This is a genomic window from Bacillus sp. 22475, from assembly GCF_052044835.1.
GTDB classification, from domain to species: domain Bacteria; phylum Bacillota; class Bacilli; order Bacillales; family Bacillaceae_G; genus Bacillus_A; species Bacillus_A cereus.
On sequence record NZ_JBQENW010000016.1, the window covers coordinates 74,868 to 97,758 of the forward strand.

Consider the following 22,891-nt stretch of genomic DNA (forward strand, 5'->3'; position numbering starts at 1 on the left):
AGAGAATATTTACTACATAAGATATTCAGGAGGGATGAGAATGGAAGAAAAAGAACAGTTGTCTAGAATAATTGATTTAGCTAGTGAGTTAAGGAAAGTATTAGTGCAAGAATCTTTTTTTAATCATCATCCTGAGCTGAGAGGAGTCATTGAGAATTTAGCAAGTTCTGTTGAAAATTTGGCGGAATTGCAAAAAAGTAAAGATGAAAATGCTGAAGATCGATTACGTTACGTACTTGCTAAAATGAAAATTGCTCATAATGCAATTTTACAAGAGAAAAAAGCATTTCCTTCTCATTAATATACGTTTTAATTTTGAACCTGGCGGATAACGTCAGGTTTTTTATTTCTAGTTTTTCGTTTCTTTCATACACTAAGAATAGTATGAAAAAAGAAGGTGACTAAGGTGAAATTACATAAAGCTCTTCAGCCAAGTTTTATAAAACGAATGTACTATATGAGATTTTTAGGGAAATTTACAAAAGCTGAAAAAGAGAAGAGTGGAGAGAATTTCTTTGTACAATGCTTATCGCCAATACCATTCACTTTACAGGAACAATTTGCAAATGAACCATATGTATTTGAGGGGTTATGTAGCAATAAAAAGAATGAAAAAATCTTTTTGGAATTAAAGAAAAGAAAACTAGAAAAGCAATTAGTGATGTTTCGTCTTTATTATGAAAGAGGAAATGTATACGTGGAGTTAATATGTACAGAAGAACCGAAAGAAATAGCAAGCAGCTATAAAATGATTCCGGCACCTAAAGTTACAAATAATAAAAAAAGAGAATCTTTAGAACGAAAACTTAGCAACGGTTATTTATCATTTCTTATGCCTAAATTTCCGAAGGACTTTGAGCCTCCCGAATTATTGTGGCACGATGGAAGACTGTATGGAAACATATCCTTAAAGTCATCAATTAGCTCAATCGCATATTTTGAACAGAAACGTGAATGTAAATATATAAACTGCAGTGACTGGACGAAGTATGTAGAAATAGCGGTAGAAGATCAATTATATTTTGTAAGTGATCATGTGTATGAGCAATTAAAAAAACGAATGCATGAAGAAGGTAAGCTAGTTGAAGTAGAGGATATAAAAGTGCAAAAAGATGAATGGGAATGGGATGAGCGTGAATCGTCCTTTTTACAGTATGTACAAAGTATGGTGCATAATAAAGGGCTATATTTGGATGCAACGGATATTTATAATTTCCATATAAGTGTAAAAACAAATATGTTAACGATTCTTGGTGGTATACCGGGCGTTGGGAAATCACGTTTTGTGCAAACTTATGCAGAAGCATTAGGATTACAGTATGGGGAAGAATTGGTTTGGATTCCAATTTCACCATCGTATCAAGAACCACATGATTTACTTGGTTACCTTCATCCAAATGGTACTTTTATTGAAAGTGAAACGAAGTTAGTTAGGACGTTAATGAAGGCGAAAGAAAATCCCAATCAACTGTATATTATCGTTTTTGATGAAATGAACATGTCACATATTGAGCATTGGTTTACTCCATTTTTATCTGTTCTTCAACTTGAAACAAAAAATCGTATTTTAAACTTGTATGAGGGTGTTCAGGACATTGAGAATTCAATTCCATCAACAATTGAAATTGGAGAAAATATTATATTTGTAGGTACTGTGAATTTTGATGAAACAACGAAAGAGCTCTCCGATCGATTATTAGACCGAACGAACTTAATAACGTTACAAAAAATTCCGTTTTGTGAGATGGGCATGGAACTGGGGAAAGTCGTATTACACCCACCTTTGAAAGTAACAGCGGGAGAATTTCGGATAAATTGGATGAGAAATAAAGCGATGATTGAAGTGTTTTCTGAAGAAGAATTAGAGCTATTAGATAAGTTGCATGTCGTATTGTCATCACATGATGCGTCTAAGGGAATTTCTTTCCGATGTGCAAACGCAATTGCGACTTATTTACAAAATATACCGTTCCAAAATAACCATACCTATATGATCAGTAGAGAAGAAGGGTTTGATTTACAAATAAAGCAGCGTGTATTGACGAAAATCAGAGGGACCGAAATGATGGTTGGTTCTTTACTTTCTGAAGAAGCAAAAAGGGGAGCGACCTTAGTACCTCTTTTGCAATCTGCACTTGCAAACAGAGTATCTACATTTGAACACTCTTTAGCATATATACGAGAAAAACGTAGGGAACTGGAGCTGTATGGATATGCAAAATGAAGGGCGTTACGAAACAAAAATCGTTGATACGAATGAAACGCTCCCTTTTGTATTAAAGTTAATCATTGGAAATGAGGGGAAAGGAGATTATATTTTATTAAATCGTCTTTGTACATCTACTACAGCATTAGTTCAATGCATTTATAAAGTACAAGAATTAAAACCGATTAGATTGCAGTACAATTATGAAATCCCAATGAATATTACTTTTATATGGAATAAAGTATATGAGGGACAGAAAAATATAAAAGAGGCTCAATATGAAATAAATGAAAAAAAACAAAGAGTATTAATATATGAACATGGGAAAACAGAATTCTTTTATCCATGGCGCTGTGGTTTATACCATTTTGAAGTTCGTATAGAAGATACAACGTATTATGGTGCTTTTCAAATCGTACCGAAAAACTTTTTTGATGATCAATTTGAAATGATTCAAGACTATGTGAAGTCAATTTTAAATGAGTTGATTTTGGATAGAGGTTATTATAAAAAGACTTTCTCTGCACTTAGCGATATTGAGGATTCTTCTTATTTAGTGTTGCTTAGAAAGTTACCCCAAAAAATGAAGATGATAAAGCAAATCTTTAAGAAAATAGAATCAAGCTCAAAATTTATAAATGCATATAAATGGGAAGGAAAAGAGAGAAAGCCAACAAGAAAAGGAACCATAGTGGCAGAAAGAAAACCTTATGCAAAACATTATAATCGTAAGTTTATGGAACAAAAAAATAGTAAGGAAAATGCATTTCTTAAATATAAATCGATGCAATTTTATCATTATTTAATTGAAGCTAAAAGTTTTTTACGTCAAACAATTGAAATATTAGAAAGAGAAAAAAAGAAAAAATCAGAAGAGTTTCAAGCCGTAAAAACAATTATACAAACAATTGAGCGTAATGGATCAGTAACCGATAGAGAGAAGCAAAAATATAAAAATATACATTTACTAAAAGAAGCCGATTTACGAAAGAGCTCAATGAAAATACAAGAATATAAAATATTGGCGCACATTGTTCATGAAAATGTACAATACTTTCAAATGTTAATGCACTCCTCGTTTTGGAGGGAAGTTACTGAAACAAGTAACATGAACTTACATGATTTACCGATACCACATCAACAATTACTACATCATTTAGAAGTACTCCCGCAATATACGGATCAATCTCCATCGTTATTATTTGTTTATAAGCCAACGTTTTTAGTGTATGAATATTACGCTTTTTTTATCGTTATTTCAATTTTAGAGCAAATTGGTTTTGAGGCTAGAAATTCCATTCGTGAACAAATACAAGAACATTTTTATGTAGATGGATTACAAGATGGAACGACAGTAGTTTTACAACGAGATGATTTAAAGGTGCATGTCGCATTTAATGACTTAATTGAAACACATCCTCTTATTGCATTAAGTAAAGGGAGTAATTTTTACAATGGTGAGGATACGAAGAAGCCAGATATTCGCTTAGACTGTTATGTAAAAGAAGATGGGAAATACGTATATAAATCTTCTATTATTATTGAAGTGAAGTATAGTCCAATGTATAATATTTTTCAGCACGTCGGAAATACGAAAGCAACTGAGCAAATGTATAAGTATTGGTCTATAAAGTATGTAGAAGAACAGGATGGAAAGCGAGTCTATTATCGAAGGTCAATTTATGAAGTCATTTGTGTATATCCAGGAAGCCATATGCATAGTAAAAAAATTGAGTCTGGATGCGGTGTTTTCTTGCAGTTATATCCATATAAGACGAAACAAGGGGAAGAGAAATTAGCTGGAAAACACGGGATGGTACAAATTTTTGAAAAGTGGTTAAAAAGCATTGAGAAGTAAAAGAAATCCTTTTTCATAAAGGATTTTTTTAGATTAAGAAGAATTATATGCTGTATGGAAAGAAACATATTGTAAGTTAGATTTGAAAAGTGATACAAATGTGTTATTAAAAGGAATGTGAGAGCGGGATAAAAGTCGATTAAATTGGAATCTAATTCATTTTGCAGAATATAATAAGTAATAAATATTTTTAGTTGCATACGAAGATTTGTTCTTATATGATAGATGGTGAAAGCGTTATCAAAAAACAGAGCGACGATGGGAAAGGCGGTTAAATATGTTCCAGCGTGTTCAAACAAAGGAAGAACATTTTGGGTTCGAGCAACTATGGGGAGATTTTTGTGAAGAAAGAAACTTAATGTTCGTAGAACGTAATTTAAATCCATCACGATTTTTATTAATAGAAGATGAACATCCTATTGGTACAGTAGAATGTATTAAGTATACGGTACCTGAACAATCAAATTCTGAGTTTTTCTATCCGTTTTCTAAAAATGATTTAGTAAAAGATTTGAAGAATGTGTATGAAATAGGCAAGTTAAGTATTTCGAAAACGTCTCGTGGGAGAGGACATTTTAAAAGATTAACAGCTATTTTATTTATACATGCGTTAGAAACAAAAGCTGAATGGTACATTGCAGCAGTAACAAAAAGAATGTATATGTATTTACTTACACTCGGTTTTCCAATTGAACCGATAGATAATCCATTTCAGTTTCATGATACTTTACAAGGTGTACCAGTAAGAATTCATGCTCGAAAAGGGGTTACGCATTTGTATTCTTTAAAAGAATTTCGTGATGTGATTCAAGGGAATGCTCATGCACAGGCATTAATTGCAGAATACAGTAAAAATATTATGTTAACGAAATAAAACGAAGTGAATATGTATAATAAAGAGAATAATATTTTTATAAGATATAACTCTTCATTAAAAAAGACCCTTATTATTTTAATAAGGGTCTAAAAATTATAATCCAAATATACTAAAAATCATTTTGCGGCGCTTCGGTTTCTTTTCTCGTTCGTATGTTGGTTTTGAATCAGGAGTAATATAAATGGGTTCTTCTTTCGTTAGGGCAGCTTCTAATTTTTGAATTCGTTCTAACATTTCCTCCATTTCACGACGGTGTTGTAAAAGTTGGTACGTGACGACATCATTTGCCTTATCTTGCATTTGTTCTTCCATTCGATCGAGTCTTCTCGTCATAGTGTTTAATTGATCAGCTAATTGTTCAAAATCATTCGATGATATGTTTTGAACAATTGTATTGACTTGAGTTTTTAATTCTTCAACCTCATTTGAGGAAGTCTTTTGAGTAGGTTGAGGATTTTGAGACTGCTCTATTTGAAATAGATGGTGTTCTAACATTTGATCGACATCATCTTGTGTGAAAATAAAGTGGCCATATTTGTTTTTTTCTATCGTAAGATTTAATTGTTGCGCGATCCGGACAACAGCCTTTGGGCTAACACCTAATTTTTTTGCGATAAATGGTGTTTTATATTCCAAAATAATCCCTCCTATATATATCCTGTTGAATGATTTCGAGCTATGAAGTAAGTTCCCTTCTAGTGCGACAAAAGAAGTGTGGAATCGGCAAAGAAAGTGTTTTTTCACGAAATTGAGTTGAGAAGAATAGTTCGTTTAAATAAAAATTTTTTATCGTAACATTTAGAATAATTTGACGAGTGTAAATGAATTAGATTATCATAATGATAAATATCTTTTTTATGTATGCATATAATATATAAAAAGGTGGTTGCTAATGTAGAATTTTGTTAGAGTATTAGAATGCTTACTTCACTTGAATAAAATTAAGTAGGAGGTGGCTTCCTTGCTTACAATGTAAGTAAGGAAAAGTATTTGGACATATATAGTATAAGTATAGTGATTGTTTTAATTGCCTTAACGGCATTTTTCGTTGCAGCAGAATTTGCAATTGTTAAAGTGAGAAGTTCACGAATTGACTATTTAATTGCAGAAGGAAATAATCGTGCAACATCGGTCAAAACAGTCATTACAAACTTAGACGAATATTTATCTGCTTGTCAGTTAGGAATTACTGTTACAGCTTTAGGAATTGGGTGGTTTGGTAAACCTGCGTTAAAGCAAATGTTTGATACGCTTTTTGCAAATTGGAATATCCCTACTCAACTAGCAGATATTTTTGCTGTAACTTTAGTATTTTTGTTAATTACTTTTTTACATGTTGTAATAGGGGAATTGGCCCCAAAAACATTTGCAATTCAAAAATCTGAACAAGTGAGTTTGCTTGTTTCTAAGCCGTTAATTTTCTTTTATCGTATTGCATTCCCATTCATTTGGCTATTAAATGGTTCAGCTCGAATCATTACGAAGCTGCTAGGGCTGAAACCGCCGAAGGGGCATGATGAGGTTCATTCAGAAGAAGAATTACGGTTGTTAGTTTCAGAAAGTTATAAAAATGGTGAAATTAATCAATCTGAATATAAATATGTAAATAAAATTTTTGAATTTGATGATCGGATTGCAAAAGAAATAATGGTACCTCGAACTGAAATGAATATTATAAGTAAAGAAATGCCCGCTGAAGAAGCTTTGCAAAAAATGTCTCGCGAAAAATATACAAGGTATCCAGTTGTTGATGGCGACAAAGACCACGTAATAGGTTTTGTGAATTTTAAAGATATTTTTACTGAGTTTGTACAACATAAAGCTGTTAATAAGAAGACAGTAGAGCAATATATGAGACCAATTATTTTAGTTATCGATTCTATTCCAATTCATGATTTGTTTTTAAAAATGCAAAAAGAAAGAACACATATTGCTATATTGATAGATGAATATGGTGGGACATCTGGACTTGTTACTGTTGAAGATATTTTGGAAGAAATTGTTGGAGATATTCAGGATGAGTTTGATACGGATGAGCAGCCAGAAATTCAAAAGGTTAGTGAAACGAAGACGATACTAGAGGGAAAAGTACTTGTTAGTGAAGTGAATACGTTATTTGGTTTAGGGATTGATGATGATGGTGTTGATACAATCGGTGGTTGGATTTTAACGAAGAATATAGAGATTGCTGAAGAGGATTCCATTGAAATTGAAAATTATAAGTTTTGTGTGAAAGAATTAGATGGACATTATATAAAAAAATTAGAAGTTACAAAGATAGTAGAATCGATTGTTATTTTAGAAGATGAAAAACAAATTCCGTTACAAGAGCAAATTAGCTCGTAAACTCTGCTATATAGCAGAGTTTTTTTGAGCATAATGTTTTTTGAGGGATAAGGGCTATGATACAATGACATAAGTTGAACCTTTCACTAGGTGAAGTATTGTTGTATACATATATTTGGAAGGAGAAGAAGTATGAAAAAGCATTTATATATAAACGGAGATTGGAAATCTGTAAACACGTATAAACCATTATACGCACCATATTCTGAAGAAACATTAGCGGAAATTGCACAAGGAACGGAAGAAGATGTAAAAGAGGCTGTTACTGCTGCAAAAAATGCAATGATAAAAATGAATAAATTATCTGCATATGATCGTGCGACTATTTTAGAGAAAGTTGCACAAAAAATGGATGAAAGAAGAGAAGAATTTGCAGAGATTATTGCAAAAGAAGCTGCAAAACCAATACGTGCTGCAAGGGGAGAAGTAGATCGTACTGTTCAAACGTACAAATTTGCAGCTGAAGAAGCGAAGCGTATATATGGTGAGACATTGCCATTAGACGCCGCACCTGGTGCGGATGGGCGTATTGCATATACAATCCGAAAGCCGATTGGGGTTATAGGGGCTATTACACCATTTAATTTCCCGTTAAATTTAGTAGCGCATAAAGTTGGACCAGCAATTGCTGCTGGAAATACAGTTGTATTAAAGCCAGCTGATCAAACGCCATTATCATCTTATGCATTAGTTGAGTTATTTGAAGAGGCAGGATTGCCAAATGGAGCTTTAAATATCATTTCTGGCCCTGGCGCCACGGTTGGTGAGGCAATCGTCAAAAATGATTACGTTGCTTCTATTACTTTTACCGGAAGTCCAAAAGTTGGAATCGGAATAAAACAAAAGGCTGGGCTAAAACGAGTTACGTTAGAACTAGGCTCAAATGCTGCTGTTATTATTGATGAAGATGTAGAGTTAACAGATGAAATAATTGAACGTGTAAAATGGGGAGCATTTGTTAATAATGGACAAGTTTGTATTTCCGTACAACGTGTTTTTGTACATGAAACGAAAATGCATGAATTTCTCTCGAAGCTAAAGAAAGCGATGGAATCAGTTGTTGTTGGTGATCCACTGCTTGAGGAAACGGATGTATCAGCTTTAATTTCAAAAAAAGATGTAGAGCGAATTGATATGTGGGTTCAAGAAGCAATCAAGGAAGGAGCAACTGTTTTATGCGGTGGTAAGAAGCGGGATGCAAGAATTTTTGAACCGACTGTATTAACAAATGTTCCAGATCATGTATCTGTGCAGTGCCAAGAAGTATTCGGTCCACTCATGACAGTAAATACATTTAAAGAATTTGATGAAGCGATTGAGCAAGTAAATAATTCGCGTTACGGCTTACAGGCAGGAGTATTTACAAATAATTTATTTAAAGCAATGCGTGCAATTGATGAGCTAGAGGTTGGTGGTGTCATGATTAATGATATTCCAACGTTCAGAGTAGATCATATGCCTTATGGTGGTGTGAAAGAAAGTGGCACGGGGCGCGAAGGAATTAAATATGCAATAGAAGAAATGACAGAAATGAAATTAGTATGTATTAAAAAATAAAATAGAAAACTTAAAATTTGCGCTAAAAAACGAGTAGGGAATGTTTACGATTCCATACTCGTTTTTTTACGCTTTTAGTAACTATTTAATTAAGTGTAACTTTTACTTCATTTCTTGTTTGAAAATAGTATCTTCTACATAAATTTGTTCTTTATCTACAGCAGTAGCATGAGTTAATACTAAACCGATTGGTGTTTCTGTATCTTTATTTTGAACAATTGTAAAAGGAACATTTTTTTCGTTTGCTAATTTAATGTATTTTGATAAATGTGGGTAAGCAATGCTACCATTTAGGAGGAGTTGTAATGATTGAGAAGAGCGCATGCTACCTGCCACTTCAGAGTATACATTACTTTGCATTACTTGACCGATCGTTAAAGCGATTTCTACACGCTCACGTAATGTAGTTAAATACATATTACGTTCTTCTGGTTTGTTTTGCTTTTGGCCGTAAATGCCTTCTTGGAGATAATCTTCCACATTTTTATTTACCATATTTTTCACACCTTTCATTTTCTATTGTACGCAAGAATTAAAAATGATGCAAAAAAAAGTCGTTTTGACTACGGAAATAATGAAAATATGTGAAGGAAAAAGGGAATTTGCATACAATTAGTTAAATAAGAAAGAAAAAATAATTTTATCAACAGAAATTAACAAAATGTGACAAAAATCTATTAACGAATCGTATTTTTTGTGTTAATATTCAAAATATAAAGGGTATTCGTCGTATGGAAATGGAGGGAATGGAGGTTTTTCCAATCGATAAGGATATTAAAGAAATATTTTGTTCACACTTGAAAAACAATAGGCACCAATTCGTAGAGAACTGGAAAAACAAAATGATAATTTCCGAAAAAGATCCATTTAAACTAGAAGTAGTTCAAAATGGAGAGGATTTACTAGAGTTAATTATCGAACTTACTATGGAAGATAAAGATATAAATTATCTTCAACCGTTATGCGAGAAAATTGCTATTGAACGTGCTGGAGCAGATGCGAATATTGGAGATTTTGTTTATAACGCAAACGTGGGAAGAAATGAACTTTTCGAAGCGATGTGTGAATTAGATGTTAGCGCTCGTGAATTGAAACCAATTATGGCAAAAATACATACTTGTTTTGACAAATTAATTTATTATACTGTTTTAAAATACTCGGAAATTATATCGAAGAATTTAGAGGAAAAACAGCAATATATTAACGAAACACATAAAGAAAGGCTGACGATTTTAGGACAAATGTCAGCTAGTTTTGTACATGAATTTCGTAATCCGCTTACTTCCATTATGGGGTTTGTCAAATTATTAAAGGCAGATCATCCGAGTTTATCGTATTTAGATATTATTTCGCATGAATTAGATCAATTAAATTTTCGTATTTCGCAATTTTTACTCGTATCGAAAAAAGAAATGTGGAATGAATCGGAACGGTTTTGGCTTAATGACTTGTTTCAAGACATTATACAATTCTTATATCCGAGTTTGGTCAATGCGAATGTTTTGATTGAAAAGAATTTACCGTATCCAATTCCGCTTGTTGGTTATCGAAGTGAAGTGAGACAAGTATTTTTAAACATATTAATGAATTCAATTGATGCTCTTGAATCAATGAAAGAAGAACGAAAAATTATCATTGATGTATTTGAAGAAGATCAAGCTATTCGAATTGTGATAAAAAATAATGGACCAATGATTCCAGCTGAAAATGTAGAAACGATTTTTGAACCATTTGTAACTACTAAAAAGTTAGGAACTGGTATTGGATTATTTGTATGTAAACAAATTGTGGAAAAACATAATGGATCCATTATGTGTCGATCAGATAACGATTGGACAGAATTTCAAATTGCATTTCAAAAATAAACAGTCTACACCAAATGAATGGTGTAGACTGTTTTAATTTGTGAGTATAACGGCTTCTAATTTAGGATCTTTAGTTGAATAACCTACTATTGAAATTGTATAAATAACATTTGGTTCAACATTGAATTTCGGTATAGTCAATAAAACGTTTTTATTATCTGCGAGTGAAATTTCAATATCTGCTGTACCAGGGCTAACTTGCAAAAAATCTGTTATTTGTTTAAAGAGTACATTTTCAAATAAGTGATCCCCATCTTTTAAATCTACATTTACAATAGGGGTATCTGGAGAGAAATGTGCAAAGCGTATTTTAGCTTGACCAGCTGGTAAATGTGTATTATCAAGTATAGGCTGTAATTGTAGGTGATTATCACTATTTATTGCAGCAAGAGTATAAGTATGATTTCCCATTATTGGTACCAACGCTGAAAAGATTGGAGTTTCATTTCCGACAGGAACAATATCTATACGGTATTTACCTTGCACTAATGATAAATAAGGGCTGAATTGCTTAAATGAAATATTTTTAATAACTTTTTGTCCGTTTACTAAAATGTCAACCGCCGGTATATTTGGATCGGCATGAAAAATTCTTATATGTGACGGTAAAGCAGCTTCTTGTGAGTCTCTTGTTTCATACGCCTGTACAAGTTTTGATAGTGCATCGTAATATTTCATATATAATTCTATATATTTCTTAGGATTACGAAACTGATAGTAACGTGCGAGCTGTTCGTATTGCGTAACTTCTTGTCCATATTTTTCAATTTCAGATTGAGACATGAACATTCCTCCTTTGTCATCATTAAAACTATATGCGAAGCAAGAAAGCGGTTATGCGAAAAAAATAATTTTATAAAGGGAAAATTAAAAATTGACAACAAATATGTCGTCATAAAGAGGTGCTGGTGCTTACGAGTATTTGGCAGAGTAAAGCAGTAATGACTGCACGAAAGTAAAATAAATGCCAAATTGAAAGTGCATTTTAATTAACATATTGAATACATGTCCAGCAATCGCTAGAAAACTAGAGTTTTTTTAAATTATAGGCAAATACACATACAAAGTGATAATTGTCCTACATAAATTATAAAGGAAAGGTAGTTTGAATCTCAGGAAAGGGGTGCCACTTCGGGATAGGGATATCCCGATAGTAATTGTGAATGAAGTTATGAAAAGGTTTTGTGTTATAGGCTGTAGGATGAATTTGTAAACTTCATTTTTCTATTTATTTTAGCAATTGACAGTATTAACCCATAAGAGAGCGTCATGACGAACTGATTAGTGTGGTTAATCGGTTCTTTTTTTATAGTTTAAAACTGAAAAGTTTACATAATGAATAGAAATATGAATTGATTAGTAAGGCGGGTGTCGAAATTTGTTTTAAAATATGCAATTTAAAGTAGGATAATAGGAAGGAGTTTAACGGGAGTTCCGTCGAAGTGTACAGAATGTCGGCATTTAAGGGCAGCTGGCATTATGCTATAAAAACATTTGGTGATGTAGTCATTTCATATAAAAGGGAGGGTTATTTGGGCGTATAGAAAAGGGTTGGTCTTCGCTTTGAGTTCTGAATTTTCTGTTTTATAAATATTTTTAAGCACTCATTTGTATATTTTATAATAGTTTTTTGATAAATTCACTGCTTTTGCAGAGGATTCTTTTTTATGAAAGAAACGTCAATTTTCTTCATATATATATACAAATTGGAGAAATGGGGGAGCGCTATGCGCGATTACTTAATTAAACCACTTGTTGGTCAGCCGTATCCAATGATTTCACATGGAAAAGGTGTTTATTTGTATGATCAAAATGGTAATAAATATTTTGATGGTTCGTCAGGAGCAATTACGGCAGGTATTGGGCATGGCGTAAAGGAGATTGCAGACGTTATTAAAAAGCAAGCTGAGGAGATTGCTTTTGTTTATAGATCACAGTTTACGAGTGAACCGGCTGAAAAATTAGCAAAGAAGTTAAGTGATTTAAGTGTAGGAGATTTGAACTGGAGTTTCTTTGTAAATAGTGGTACGGAAGCAAATGAAACAGCTATGAAAATTGCAATTCAGCATTTTCAAGAGCGAGGTATTCAAGGGAAACATAAAATATTATCAAGATGGATGAGTTATCACGGTATTACGATGGGTGCGTTATCGATGTCTGGTCACCCACTACGTAGACAACGTTTCGTATCTATTTTGGAAGATTATCCGACTATACCAGCTCCATATTGTTTCAGATGCCCTGTTCAAAAGGTATATCCAACTTGTCAGCTGGCATGTGCGACTGAACTAGAAAGATCAATTGAAAGAATTGGTGCAGAGCATATTGCTGCTTTTATTGCTGAGCCGATTATCGGAGCAGCTGGAGGCGCGGTTGTTCCGCCGAAAGACTATTATAAAGTCATTAAAGATATTTGCGACCATTACGATATTTTATTTATTGCGGATGAAGTGATGACTGGGCTTGGTCGTACTGGAGCATGGTTTGCGATGGAGCATTGGGGTGTAGAACCGGATATCATGACACTTGGTAAAGGGTTAGGAGCGGGATATACACCGATGGCAGCGACAGTTGTAAGTGATCGTGTTATGGAACCAATATTACGTGGGTCACGTTCAGTAATGAGCGGTCATACGTTAAGTGCCAATCCATTGTCTGCAGCAACGGCTTTAGCTGTTATTGAATATATGGAGAAACATAATCTCCCTGAAAAAACAGCAGAAAAGGGAGAGTATTTAATAAAAGGCTTACAGAAAGTTCAGCAACAATCGACAATCATTGCTGATGTGCGCGGAAAAGGGTTGCTAATCGGAGTAGAATTGCAACCGTTTACAAAAGCGTCGGAGCTTATTTCAGTTGCAGCTAAAAATGGCCTACTTTTATACCAAGCAGTTTCAGGGCAAGCAGGAAAAGAAGATAGTGCACTGCTTGTAGCACCGCCAATGACAACTACATATTCCGAGTTAGATGAATTACTTTCAATTTTCTCTAAAAGTGTGGAAGAGATGATGCAAAAAGGAGGGCATAGTATCGCATGACAACTATTACAAATACATTCGGTAAATTAAAAGAAATTGAGGAAGTAATTTCTTTGTTCCATGATGATATGACATTAATGTTTGGGGGATTCGGAGGGATTGGATCCCCTCCATCTTTAATACAGGCAATTTTAGAAAAAGACGTTACAAATTTAAATTTGATTGGAAATGACACTGGATTTCCTGATGTAGGTATCGGTCGTCTTGTTACAAATGAAAGAGTTAAATCACTAATTACTTCTCACATTGGCTCCAACCCAAATTCAGGAAGGCAACTAAACGAGGGAAGATTACAAATTGAGTTTTCTCCGCAGGGAACATTAGCGGAACGCATTCGCGCTGGTGGCGTTGGTCTTGGTGGTGTTTTAGTTGATGTTGGTGTTGATACGATTGTGGAAGAGGGAAAACGAACAGTTGAAATGAATGGTAAGACCTACTTAGTTGAAACAGCATTAACTGCTGAAGTTTCAATTGTATATGCGAAAAAGGCAGATCCGTTTGGTAACCTTGTATTTGACAAAAGTGCACGAAATATGAATCCTCATGTAGCGATGGCTGGGGATATAACAATTGTAGAAGCAGAAGAAATAGTCCCGCTTGGAAGTTTAGATCCAGAGGAAATTGTCGTTCCAGGTGTTTTCGTAAATTATATTGTACCGTCGGAAGGAGTGAACTGGAAATGGGTATGGGCGTAGAAGTGAGGGATAAGATTGCTAGGCGTGCGGCGAAAGAAATACAAAATGGTATGATTGTAAATTTAGGTATTGGCATACCATCGCTTGTACCAAATCATTTGCCTGACGATATAAATGTTATGTTTCATGCGGAAAATGGAATCGTCGGCATGGGACCAACGCCAAGTAAAGGGAATGAAGACGAAAATTTGTGTAATGCAGCAGGTTTACCAACTTCTCTTATAACAGGAGCGAGTTATTTCGATAGTTGCACAGCGTTTGGTATGATTCGAAAAGGTTTGCTAGATATAACGATTCTTGGTTCATTACAAGTAAGTGAAAATGGTGATTTAGCAAACTGGATTGTACCTGGAAAACGTGTTCCAGGTATTGGTGGAGCAATGGATTTAGCACAAAAAGCGAAGCGGGTCGTTGTTGTGATGAATCATGTTGATAAGTACGGAAATGCAAAAATTGTTTCAGAGTGTACATTGCCATTAACTTCAAAGAAATGTGTAGATTTAATTATTACTGATATGGCAGTCATGGAGGTAACTCCGAGTGGACTTATATTACAAGAATTAATGAGCCCATACACAGTAGAAGATATAAAACGACATACAGAAGCTGATTTTCAAATTAGTTCTAACTTACTAGTAATTGAATGAAGGGAGATGTAATATATGGAGCAATTAAAAAAGCAAGTTTGTGATTATATTGAGAGCAGTGAAGAGGAAAGTGTGAAATTTTTAAAACGATTAATTCAAGAAAAGAGCGTATCTGGTGATGAAAGCGGTGCGCAGGCAATTGTGATTGAAAAATTACGTGAATTAGGTTTAGACCTTGATATATGGGAGCCTTCTTTTTCTAAAATGAAAGATCATCCTTATTTTGTATCACCCCGTACAAGTTTTTCAGATAGCCCAAATATTGTAGCAACTTTAAAAGGAAGTGGCGACGGGAAATCTATGATATTAAATGGGCATATTGATGTAGTTCCAGAAGGGGATGTGAATCAGTGGGAACATCATCCTTATAGCGGTGAGAAAATCGGAAATCGTATATATGGCCGTGGAACGACGGATATGAAGGGCGGAAATGTCGCACTTATGCTTGCGATGGAAGCGATTATTGAATCTAACATTGAATTAAAAGGAGACATCTATTTTCAAAGTGTAATAGAAGAGGAAAGTGGCGGAGCAGGGACATTAGCAACTATATTACGAGGATATAAGGCAGATGGTGTCATTATTCCAGAGCCTACTAATATGAAGTTTTTCCCGAAACAACAAGGTTCCATGTGGTTTCGTCTACGTGTAAAAGGGAAAGCTGCACACGGTGGAACGCGTTATGAAGGGGTTAGTGCAATTGAAAAAAGTATGTTTGTTATAGAACATGTAAGAAAGCTAGAGGAGAAAAGAAATAGTCGAATTACAGATCCGTTATTTAAAGGAATTCCGATTCCAATTCCAATTAACATTGGGAAAATTGAAGGAGGGAGTTGGCCAAGTTCTGTTCCCGATAAATTAATTTTAGAAGGAAGATGCGGTGTTGCGCCGAATGAAACTATAGAGGCGGCAAAAGAAGAGTTTGAGAATTGGATTGTTGAATTAAATGATGTGGACAATTGGTTTGTTGAAAATCCAGTAGAAGTAGAGTGGTTTGGAGCGAGATGGGTTCCTGGTGAATTAGAAGAGAATCATGAACTCATTACAACACTTCATCACAACTTTGTTGAAATCGAAGGGAACGAACCAATTATTGAAGCATCTCCGTGGGGGACTGATGGAGGTTTATTTACACAAATTGCAAACGTACCAACAATAGTATTTGGTCCAGGAGAGACGAAAGTAGCACACTATCCAAACGAATATATAGAAGTTGATAAAATGATAGCTGCCGCAAAAATTATTGCATGTACATTACTAGATTGGTGTGAGGTGAAAAAATGAAATACTATGAATCTTTTAGAGAACAGACGAATTGTTATACAGTAGAAGGCGTTTTAGATTATTTTAATAAGCGTATTCGGGTAGATCACTATACAGGAAATGTTGAAAGTATTATACAGACAATTGACGAACTAGCAGAGGAACATTCTTTCACTAAATGTATTATTAAAGGAAAGGGAGAGCATGTTTCAACATGGCTCTCTTTCGGTTTTTTGTTGGAAGCAACGATACCTCATTATTTTCAAGGACACGATGCATACTTTTTTGTGAAATATAATAATGATGAAAGACGAAATAGTATGCATTGGACTGAGGAAGATACTATATTAAGCGGTGTAAAAGGAAAAGAAATAAAAGAAAAAGTAATTCCAGAGAAATTTTTGCTGAGAAAAGCGACTGAAGAAGATGCAGAAGAATTAGCAACTGTATTCGGAAAAGTATTTGAAGTGTATCCGACACCTTTAAATGAAGCGAGTTATGTATTACAGACGATGAAAGAAGACGATACAATTTACTACGTATATGAATATGAGGGGAAAATTATTAGTACAGCATCTGCAGAAATGAATATAAAAGAAGGGAATGCAGAATTAACGAATTGTGCTACTTTACCTGAATATCGTAAACATGGATTTATGAAAAGTTTACTAATTAAATTAGAGGAAGAGCTTCGAGAAAGATCTATTTTCTGCTCCTATACAATTGCTCGATCGCTTTCTTTCGGAATGAATGCTGCCTTTCATCAATTAGGTTATACGTATGCAGGAAGACTGGCGAATAATTGCTACATTTTCGATAAGTTGGAAGATATGAATATATGGGTGAAAGATCTATCTAGCTATTCGAAAGCAGTAAAACTTCCGCCTCAAAATTCGGCTGTAAAGCAAAACAGTTAGGTGGAGCTGGGTGTTCGAAAAGCTGTACTAATTAGAGTTTCGAGTTATCTAATGAAAATATAAAATTGGTCAAAATTATAGAACGGAATCGTCATGCTTACAATCGCACATAGGTGTGCCGAAAATTCGGCATGTAATTGCTGGATTTTCGGCAAGAGGGGGGATGACATTGCTAGCAGTTTCGACACAAGAAGTCATTGAAGCGATTTTGGGCAGTATTGATGAGGCTATACACGCTGTAGATGAGAATGGAATTACAATATTTTATAATTCTGTAGCTGCAAAACACGATGGATCGAAGATTGAAAAAGTGTTAGGGAAACATCTGTTAGAAGCGTTCCCGTCTTTATCAAGGGAAACGAGTACATTGATGAAAGTACTAGATACAAAAAAACCTATCGTACATCAAGCACAGCATTATCAAAATTTAAATGGTGAAGATGTTTGTACAGTAAATACGACGTTACCTATTTTTATAGATGGGAATATTGCTGGGGCTGTTGAAATTGCAAAGGATTACTCTACAATTCAAAAACTTACTGACACAATTGTTGACTTACAGTCGAAAATAAAGCGATCATCTAGAAAAAAAGTGATTAAAAAGCATGCTGCATTTGAGACGATAGTGACAAATGATACGCGGTTTAAACAGACGAAAGAGTTAGCACAAAAAGTAGCACCAACAGACGCAAATGTTTTAATATATGGTGAAACAGGAACAGGAAAAGAACTGTTCGTACAAGCAATTCATGAAGCTTCTAAAAGAAAAAACAAGCCATTTATTGCACAAAACTGTGCAGCTTTACCAGAGTCGCTATTAGAAAGTTTATTGTTTGGAACGACAAAAGGAAGCTATACAGGAGCGATTGAAAGAGCTGGGCTATTTGAACTTGTTGATGGTGGTACATTATTTTTAGATGAACTGAATTCAATGCCTCTTGATTTGCAGGCAAAAATGTTACGAGTGTTAGAAGATGGAGTCATTAGAAGAATTGGTGATAATAAGACGAGAAAAGTAGATGTTCGTGTTATTACTGCAATGAACCAGCCTCCAGAAATATGTTTACGAGAGAATAAAATTCGCACTGATTTATATTATCGCTTAAACGTATTTTCATTATATATCCCACCGCTTCGTGAAAGAACTGAGGATGTACTATTATTAGCATATTATTTTTTGAAAGAATATAATAAAAGTTATAAAAAAGGTGTACTTCAAATTGATGAGGAAGCGAAAGATAGACTGCAAGCTTATCAGTGGCCTGGAAATGTCCGAGAGTTAAAACATACGATTGAACATGCTGTTATTATTGCAGAAGGGAATACATTAACAGCCAATTGTTTACCACGTACATTTCGGAAAGAGAATTTTTCGAAGAAGAAGGGTATAATGCCACTTAGAGAAGCACTTCATCAAACAGAAAAAGAATTAATAGATCAAGCGTTGATTGAAACGGAAGGGAATATATTACAAGCCGCGAAAATGTTAGGTATCCCTCGTCAAACGCTTCAATATAAACTGAGCAAGTACGACAAAACCGCCGAATAATCGGCGGTTTTTGTGTGTTTGCACGAATAAAAGAGCGTTTACATATATAAAAAGTAATGAATATGATGTTAAGTATTGATTTCATACAACGCTTAAAAATATTTTTTCGCTTATGTAATAGGGTTCTCCGCACATTTACTTATTAACAATGTAAAGTTGGCATAACTATTGCTTATATAAAGGATGAGCGTATAAAAAGGGGGAATAGCAATGTTACATGATGTATACAAACCAAATCGTCACTGGAAGGATATCGAGTTATGGAAAGATGTTACTGAAGAGCAATGGAATGATTGGGTTTGGCAATTAACGAATACGATCAAAACGTTAGATGACTTAAGAAAAGTAATTAACTTAACACCTGAAGAAGAAGAGGGCGTTAAAATTTCAACGAAAACGATCCCGTTAAACATTACACCGTACTATGCTTGGCTAATGAATCCTGATGATCCACGCTGTCCGATTCGGATGCAATCAGTACCGATTTCGGAAGAGTTATATAAAACAAAATATGATTTAGAAGATCCGCTTCACGAAGATGAAGATTCACCAGTTCCAGGGCTAACACATCGTTATCCGGACCGTGTACTATTCTTAGTAACAAATCAATGTTCTATGTATTGTCGTTACTGTACACGCCGTCGTTTTAGTGGACAAATTGGAATGGGTGTACCGAAGAAACAATTAGATGATGCGATTGCTTATATTAGTGAAACACCACAAGTACGAGATGTATTAATCTCCGGTGGTGATGGACTTCTAATTAACGATAAAATTTTAGAATATGTATTAAAAAATTTACGAGAGATTCCGCATGTTGAGATTATTCGTATCGGAACGAGAGCACCAGTAGTATTCCCACAACGTATTACAGAAAATTTATGTAACATTATTAAAAAATACCATCCAGTATGGTTAAATACACATTTCAATACATCTATTGAAATTACTGAAGAATCGAAAAAGGCATGTGAAATGTTAGCGAATGCTGGTGTTCCAGTCGGAAACCAAGCAGTAATTTTAGCTGGTATTAACGACAGCGTTCCAATTATGAAAAAACTTATGCATGACTTAGTAAAAATCCGTGTACGTCCATATTACATTTATCAATGTGATTTATCTGAAGGTATCGGTCATTTCCGTGCACCAGTATCTAAAGGTCTTGAAATTATTGAAGGTTTACGTGGACACACATCTGGTTATGCTGTTCCGACATTCGTTGTTGATGCGCCAGGTGGAGGCGGTAAAATTGCACTTCAACCAAACTATTTAATCTCACAAAGTGCAGATAAAGTTGTACTTCGTAACTTTGAAGGTGTTATTACGACGTATCCAGAGCCAGAGAGCTATATTCCAGGAAGAGCGGAAGGATACTTTAAAGAGATTTATCCGAACTACGAAGAAAAACGTTCAGATGTTGGTATTGCAGGTCTTATGAGCGATAAGAAATTTAACCTCGTTCCAGACGACTTACAGCGTATGAACCGTCGTAAAGACTATGAAGATAATGATACTCATGCATCTTTAAAAGATAAACGTGATAAGCGCGATCAATTAAAAGATAAAAAATATCAAGCACAAATGGCTAAATTAGAAGAAAACGACAAAAAAACTGAGGGTGATGCAGTATGAATTGTATGTGGTGTGACAGTACAGAAGCGAAAGAAAGCTTGAATACTGTATATTGGGAATTACCAGATGGTACGAAAGCCATTGAAATCCAAAAGACACCATGTATTTCTTGTTCCTCGTGCGGGATGGACTATCAATCAGACCATACAGTAAAAGAAATTGAAGATCAATTATTTTTAATTTATACGAAAGATTTACCAAAACAACTAACATATGAAGAATTAATGGGAAGACCACGTCTATTAAAAAGAAATTATTTCGACTTTTAACCAGCTTTTATGCTGGTTTTTTTCTTTTTTGCCTTGTATAATGTACCCAAGTTAGAAAGGTAGGGAATATTTTTGAAAAAAACATTTTACCATTATATGATGAAGCATCGTGCAGCTTTATTTAGAAATGAAATTTCAGATTTAGCAGAGGCGATGTATGATGATTTAAGTTTTCCGAAGCAATCTGAAGACTATGATGAAATTAGTTCATACTTAGAGTTGAGCGGAATGCTAGAAAGTATGTCTATATTTGATGAAGCCTGGGATTTATACATACAAGATAGATAAAAACTATTTGAAAACATACAGAATACATTACTTTGTTTAAAGTGAAGTATTCTGTATGTTTTTTTATACGAAATTTGTTGATTTGAAGCTAGTCTAGTTACTAGCTTTTTTTTGAGTGTAACGTAAATTTTATAAGATTATAATTTTTATTGAAAAAATTTATGAATATAAGCTTCTGTGATAAGCGTTTTTATGTAGGTTGCATATACTGATATCAAAATCACGACGTCAAAAAAAGGAGAGATAGAGATGGCAAGAAAAAAACAACCTAAATACAACGTAGGGGACATAGTCGTGATTACGCTATATGGAACCGTTGGGAAAATCACAAATGTTAATTTTCTATTTTTACTCGATGGATATTATGTTATCATTCCTAATACATATATTAAGAGGTGAAGCAAATGGGGTTAGCGGCAATATACTTACGTTTATCGAGGAACGAAGAACAATTAAACATAGATGAGATTTTATTGAATCATCGAAACGCCTTAACTAAGCTTGCAAAACAGCAAAAGTTGACTTATGACATCTATCAAGAAATCTCAAGTGGAGTTAATACGGAACGACCGGAATTAAATTTATTGTTAAGCAGATTAGATGATTATGACGCTCTCCTTGTAATGGATATAGACAGAATTTCACGTGATAACGCTCATGCTGAAGAAATTAAGAAGATGTTGATTATCCACGATATTAAGATTTTGACTCCTCAAGGTGCAATTGATTTATCACAGGAAAGTAATGAAATGCTTTTCTCCTTCCAAGCAATGATGGCGAACTTTGAATATAAACAAATTCGTAAAAGATTGGGAAGGGGACGATTAGCAGCAGCCGAGCAAGGGAAATGGACAATGAGCAACAGAGTTCCACTAGGTTATAAAAAGAACGAAGAAAAACGTTTAGAAGTAGTTGAAGAGGAAGCTAAAATAATTCGATTTATTTTTCAAAAGACATTAGAACGAGTTAGTGCAAATGAAATTGCAAAACAGCTAGATATACTAGGATGGAGAAGTAGACAAGGTAAAGTTTTAACTTCGACGCACATTTCAAATATGAGAAGAAATGTTGTTTATTATGGAGTTGTAAAAGCAGGTAGGAAAGTAAATGGTAGAGTCGTTGATGAAGTGTTTGTTGAAGATGCTCATGAACCAATTGTAAGTAAGCAAATGTTTTTAGAAGTCCAAAAAATATTGGAGGAAAATACGACGGGGAATTTCTTTAATAAGTTAAAAGCGACAAGAAAGCTTCAAAATCTAATTTACTGTAATTGCTGTAAAAGGAAAAGATACATACAATGCGACGGAAATGGCGTTGATTATATAAAATCATGTATCTATAAAGTTGATAATAATAAATGTAGAGATCGTGGATACAAATATGAGCCAATTGAGCAATTTGTATTACAAAAGGTTAAAGAGAAGAAACCAGCTTTTGAACAAGAGTTGCGAATGTTGAAATCACTTGATACGACAGAGGTAGAAAAGAAACTATCAATTCAAAGGGAGTCTTTAGAGAAACAAATAAACAGATTTAATAAACGTCAACGGAATCTTAAAGAAATGCGGATGGATGGAGAAATTTCGAAAGCTGAGTTTTATGAAATGCGTGATGAAAACGAAGAACAAATCAAACAAGTTAATCAACAGATGGAGCTCATTGATATTAAACTCGAGAATTTATCTAATACAGATGAGGAACAAGCTAGATTACAAGATGCTATTAAAAAATTAGATAAATTAGAAGAGCTTAAAGCAGAATCATGTAATACGTTTTTGAAGAAATTTATAAAGAAGATATGGTTCAGTAGTAATACAGAAGCGAATCATGACACAACAAGACCAAAAGAAGACGCTACAATAGAAATTGAATGGCTATAAAATA

20 protein-coding genes are annotated in these 22,891 nt (G+C 34.1%); 17 read left to right on the forward strand and 3 right to left on the reverse strand.

Features of this window, described 5'->3' with window-relative positions; all coding sequences use genetic code 11:
* The first annotated feature begins 40 nt into the window (after positions 1-40).
* The 4 genes from ACTJJY_RS21885 to ACTJJY_RS21900 all read left to right on the forward strand — a co-directional run bounded on the left by ACTJJY_RS21885 (position 41) and on the right by ACTJJY_RS21900 (position 4,938).
* Positions 41-301, forward strand: a complete 261-nt coding sequence (locus ACTJJY_RS21885) for a hypothetical protein (protein ID WP_000391447.1) — start codon at positions 41-43, stop codon at positions 299-301.
* A 105-nt stretch (positions 302-406) separates the two neighbouring features.
* Positions 407-2,224 (forward strand): AAA family ATPase, encoded by a 1,818-nt coding sequence (locus ACTJJY_RS21890; protein WP_000766193.1) that lies wholly within the window; start codon positions 407-409, stop codon positions 2,222-2,224.
* On the forward strand, positions 2,214-4,064 hold the full coding sequence (locus ACTJJY_RS21895) for a hypothetical protein (RefSeq protein WP_001178725.1): 1,851 nt from the start codon (positions 2,214-2,216) through the stop codon (positions 4,062-4,064). Before ACTJJY_RS21890 ends, ACTJJY_RS21895 begins: the two co-directional genes overlap by 11 nt.
* 277 nt (positions 4,065-4,341) lie before the next feature.
* Positions 4,342-4,938 (forward strand): hypothetical protein, encoded by a 597-nt coding sequence (locus ACTJJY_RS21900; protein ID WP_000487795.1) that lies wholly within the window; start codon positions 4,342-4,344, stop codon positions 4,936-4,938.
* A gap of 96 nt (positions 4,939-5,034) precedes the next feature.
* Here the strand turns inward: ACTJJY_RS21900 and racA are convergent, their stop codons facing one another.
* Positions 5,035-5,577 carry a chromosome-anchoring protein RacA gene (gene racA / locus ACTJJY_RS21905; protein ID WP_000456014.1) on the reverse strand — a complete coding sequence of 181 codons (543 nt, stop codon included), beginning with the start codon at positions 5,575-5,577 and terminating at the stop codon, positions 5,035-5,037.
* A 354-nt stretch (positions 5,578-5,931) separates the two neighbouring features.
* Here racA and ACTJJY_RS21910 point away from each other — a divergent pair, with 354 nt between their 5' ends.
* Both ACTJJY_RS21910 and ACTJJY_RS21915 read left to right on the forward strand, forming a co-directional pair.
* The gene (locus ACTJJY_RS21910; protein ID WP_440606530.1) at positions 5,932-7,287 is read left to right on the forward strand and encodes a hemolysin family protein; all 1,356 of its coding nucleotides are present in this window, start codon (positions 5,932-5,934) and stop codon (positions 7,285-7,287) included.
* Positions 7,288-7,419: 132 nt separating this feature from the next.
* A complete protein-coding gene (locus ACTJJY_RS21915) occupies positions 7,420-8,844 on the forward strand; it encodes an aldehyde dehydrogenase family protein (protein WP_440606531.1) in 1,425 nt (474 codons plus the stop codon).
* 102 nt (positions 8,845-8,946) lie between these two features.
* Here the strand turns inward: ACTJJY_RS21915 and ACTJJY_RS21920 are convergent, their stop codons facing one another.
* Entirely contained in the window at positions 8,947-9,339 is a 393-nt protein-coding gene (locus ACTJJY_RS21920; protein ID WP_000247562.1) for a YueI family protein, read from the reverse strand.
* Between the two features lie 236 nt (positions 9,340-9,575).
* On the opposite strand from ACTJJY_RS21920, the gene ACTJJY_RS21925 reads away from it, so the two are divergent.
* Positions 9,576-10,709 carry a BA2291 family sporulation histidine kinase gene (locus tag ACTJJY_RS21925; RefSeq protein WP_000425086.1) on the forward strand — a complete coding sequence of 378 codons (1,134 nt, stop codon included), beginning with the start codon at positions 9,576-9,578 and terminating at the stop codon, positions 10,707-10,709.
* Between the two features lie 33 nt (positions 10,710-10,742).
* Here the strand turns inward: ACTJJY_RS21925 and ACTJJY_RS21930 are convergent, their stop codons facing one another.
* Positions 10,743-11,492, reverse strand: a complete 750-nt coding sequence (locus ACTJJY_RS21930; protein ID WP_440606532.1) for a DUF4397 domain-containing protein — start codon at positions 11,490-11,492, stop codon at positions 10,743-10,745.
* Positions 11,493-12,436: 944 nt separating this feature from the next.
* On the opposite strand from ACTJJY_RS21930, the gene ACTJJY_RS21935 reads away from it, so the two are divergent.
* From ACTJJY_RS21935 to ACTJJY_RS21980, 10 genes are all read left to right on the forward strand, one after another.
* On the forward strand, positions 12,437-13,747 hold the full coding sequence (locus ACTJJY_RS21935) for an aspartate aminotransferase family protein (RefSeq protein WP_001205877.1): 1,311 nt from the start codon (positions 12,437-12,439) through the stop codon (positions 13,745-13,747).
* A complete protein-coding gene (atoD, locus tag ACTJJY_RS21940; RefSeq protein ID WP_440606533.1) occupies positions 13,744-14,442 on the forward strand; it encodes an acetate CoA-transferase subunit alpha in 699 nt (232 codons plus the stop codon). Before ACTJJY_RS21935 ends, atoD begins: the two co-directional genes overlap by 4 nt.
* A complete protein-coding gene (locus ACTJJY_RS21945) occupies positions 14,427-15,089 on the forward strand; it encodes a CoA transferase subunit B (protein WP_000525277.1) in 663 nt (220 codons plus the stop codon). The genes atoD and ACTJJY_RS21945 overlap by 16 nt, the downstream gene beginning before the upstream one ends.
* Before the next feature lie 15 nt (positions 15,090-15,104).
* Entirely contained in the window at positions 15,105-16,373 is a 1,269-nt protein-coding gene (locus tag ACTJJY_RS21950; protein ID WP_440606534.1) for a peptidase, read from the forward strand.
* Positions 16,370-17,269, forward strand: a complete 900-nt coding sequence (gene ablB, locus ACTJJY_RS21955; protein ID WP_440606535.1) for a putative beta-lysine N-acetyltransferase — start codon at positions 16,370-16,372, stop codon at positions 17,267-17,269. Before ACTJJY_RS21950 ends, ablB begins: the two co-directional genes overlap by 4 nt.
* Positions 17,270-17,432: 163 nt before the next feature.
* On the forward strand, positions 17,433-18,818 hold the full coding sequence (gene rocR, locus ACTJJY_RS21960) for an arginine utilization transcriptional regulator RocR (RefSeq protein ID WP_440606536.1): 1,386 nt from the start codon (positions 17,433-17,435) through the stop codon (positions 18,816-18,818).
* Between the two features lie 210 nt (positions 18,819-19,028).
* Positions 19,029-20,450: a lysine 2,3-aminomutase gene (gene ablA / locus ACTJJY_RS21965; protein WP_000902145.1), complete on the forward strand. Its 1,422-nt coding sequence runs from the start codon at positions 19,029-19,031 to the stop codon at positions 20,448-20,450.
* Complete coding sequence (locus tag ACTJJY_RS21970) at positions 20,447-20,719, forward strand: YokU family protein (RefSeq protein WP_000995766.1); 273 nt, start codon at positions 20,447-20,449, stop codon at positions 20,717-20,719. The genes ablA and ACTJJY_RS21970 overlap by 4 nt, the downstream gene beginning before the upstream one ends.
* Positions 20,720-20,791: 72 nt before the next feature.
* Positions 20,792-21,007, forward strand: coding sequence for a YozE family protein (locus tag ACTJJY_RS21975; protein WP_000750717.1), 216 nt, complete (start codon positions 20,792-20,794; stop codon positions 21,005-21,007).
* Between the two features lie 404 nt (positions 21,008-21,411).
* Positions 21,412-22,887 carry a recombinase family protein gene (locus ACTJJY_RS21980; RefSeq protein ID WP_440605813.1) on the forward strand — a complete coding sequence of 492 codons (1,476 nt, stop codon included), beginning with the start codon at positions 21,412-21,414 and terminating at the stop codon, positions 22,885-22,887.
* Positions 22,888-22,891 lie beyond the last annotated feature (4 nt).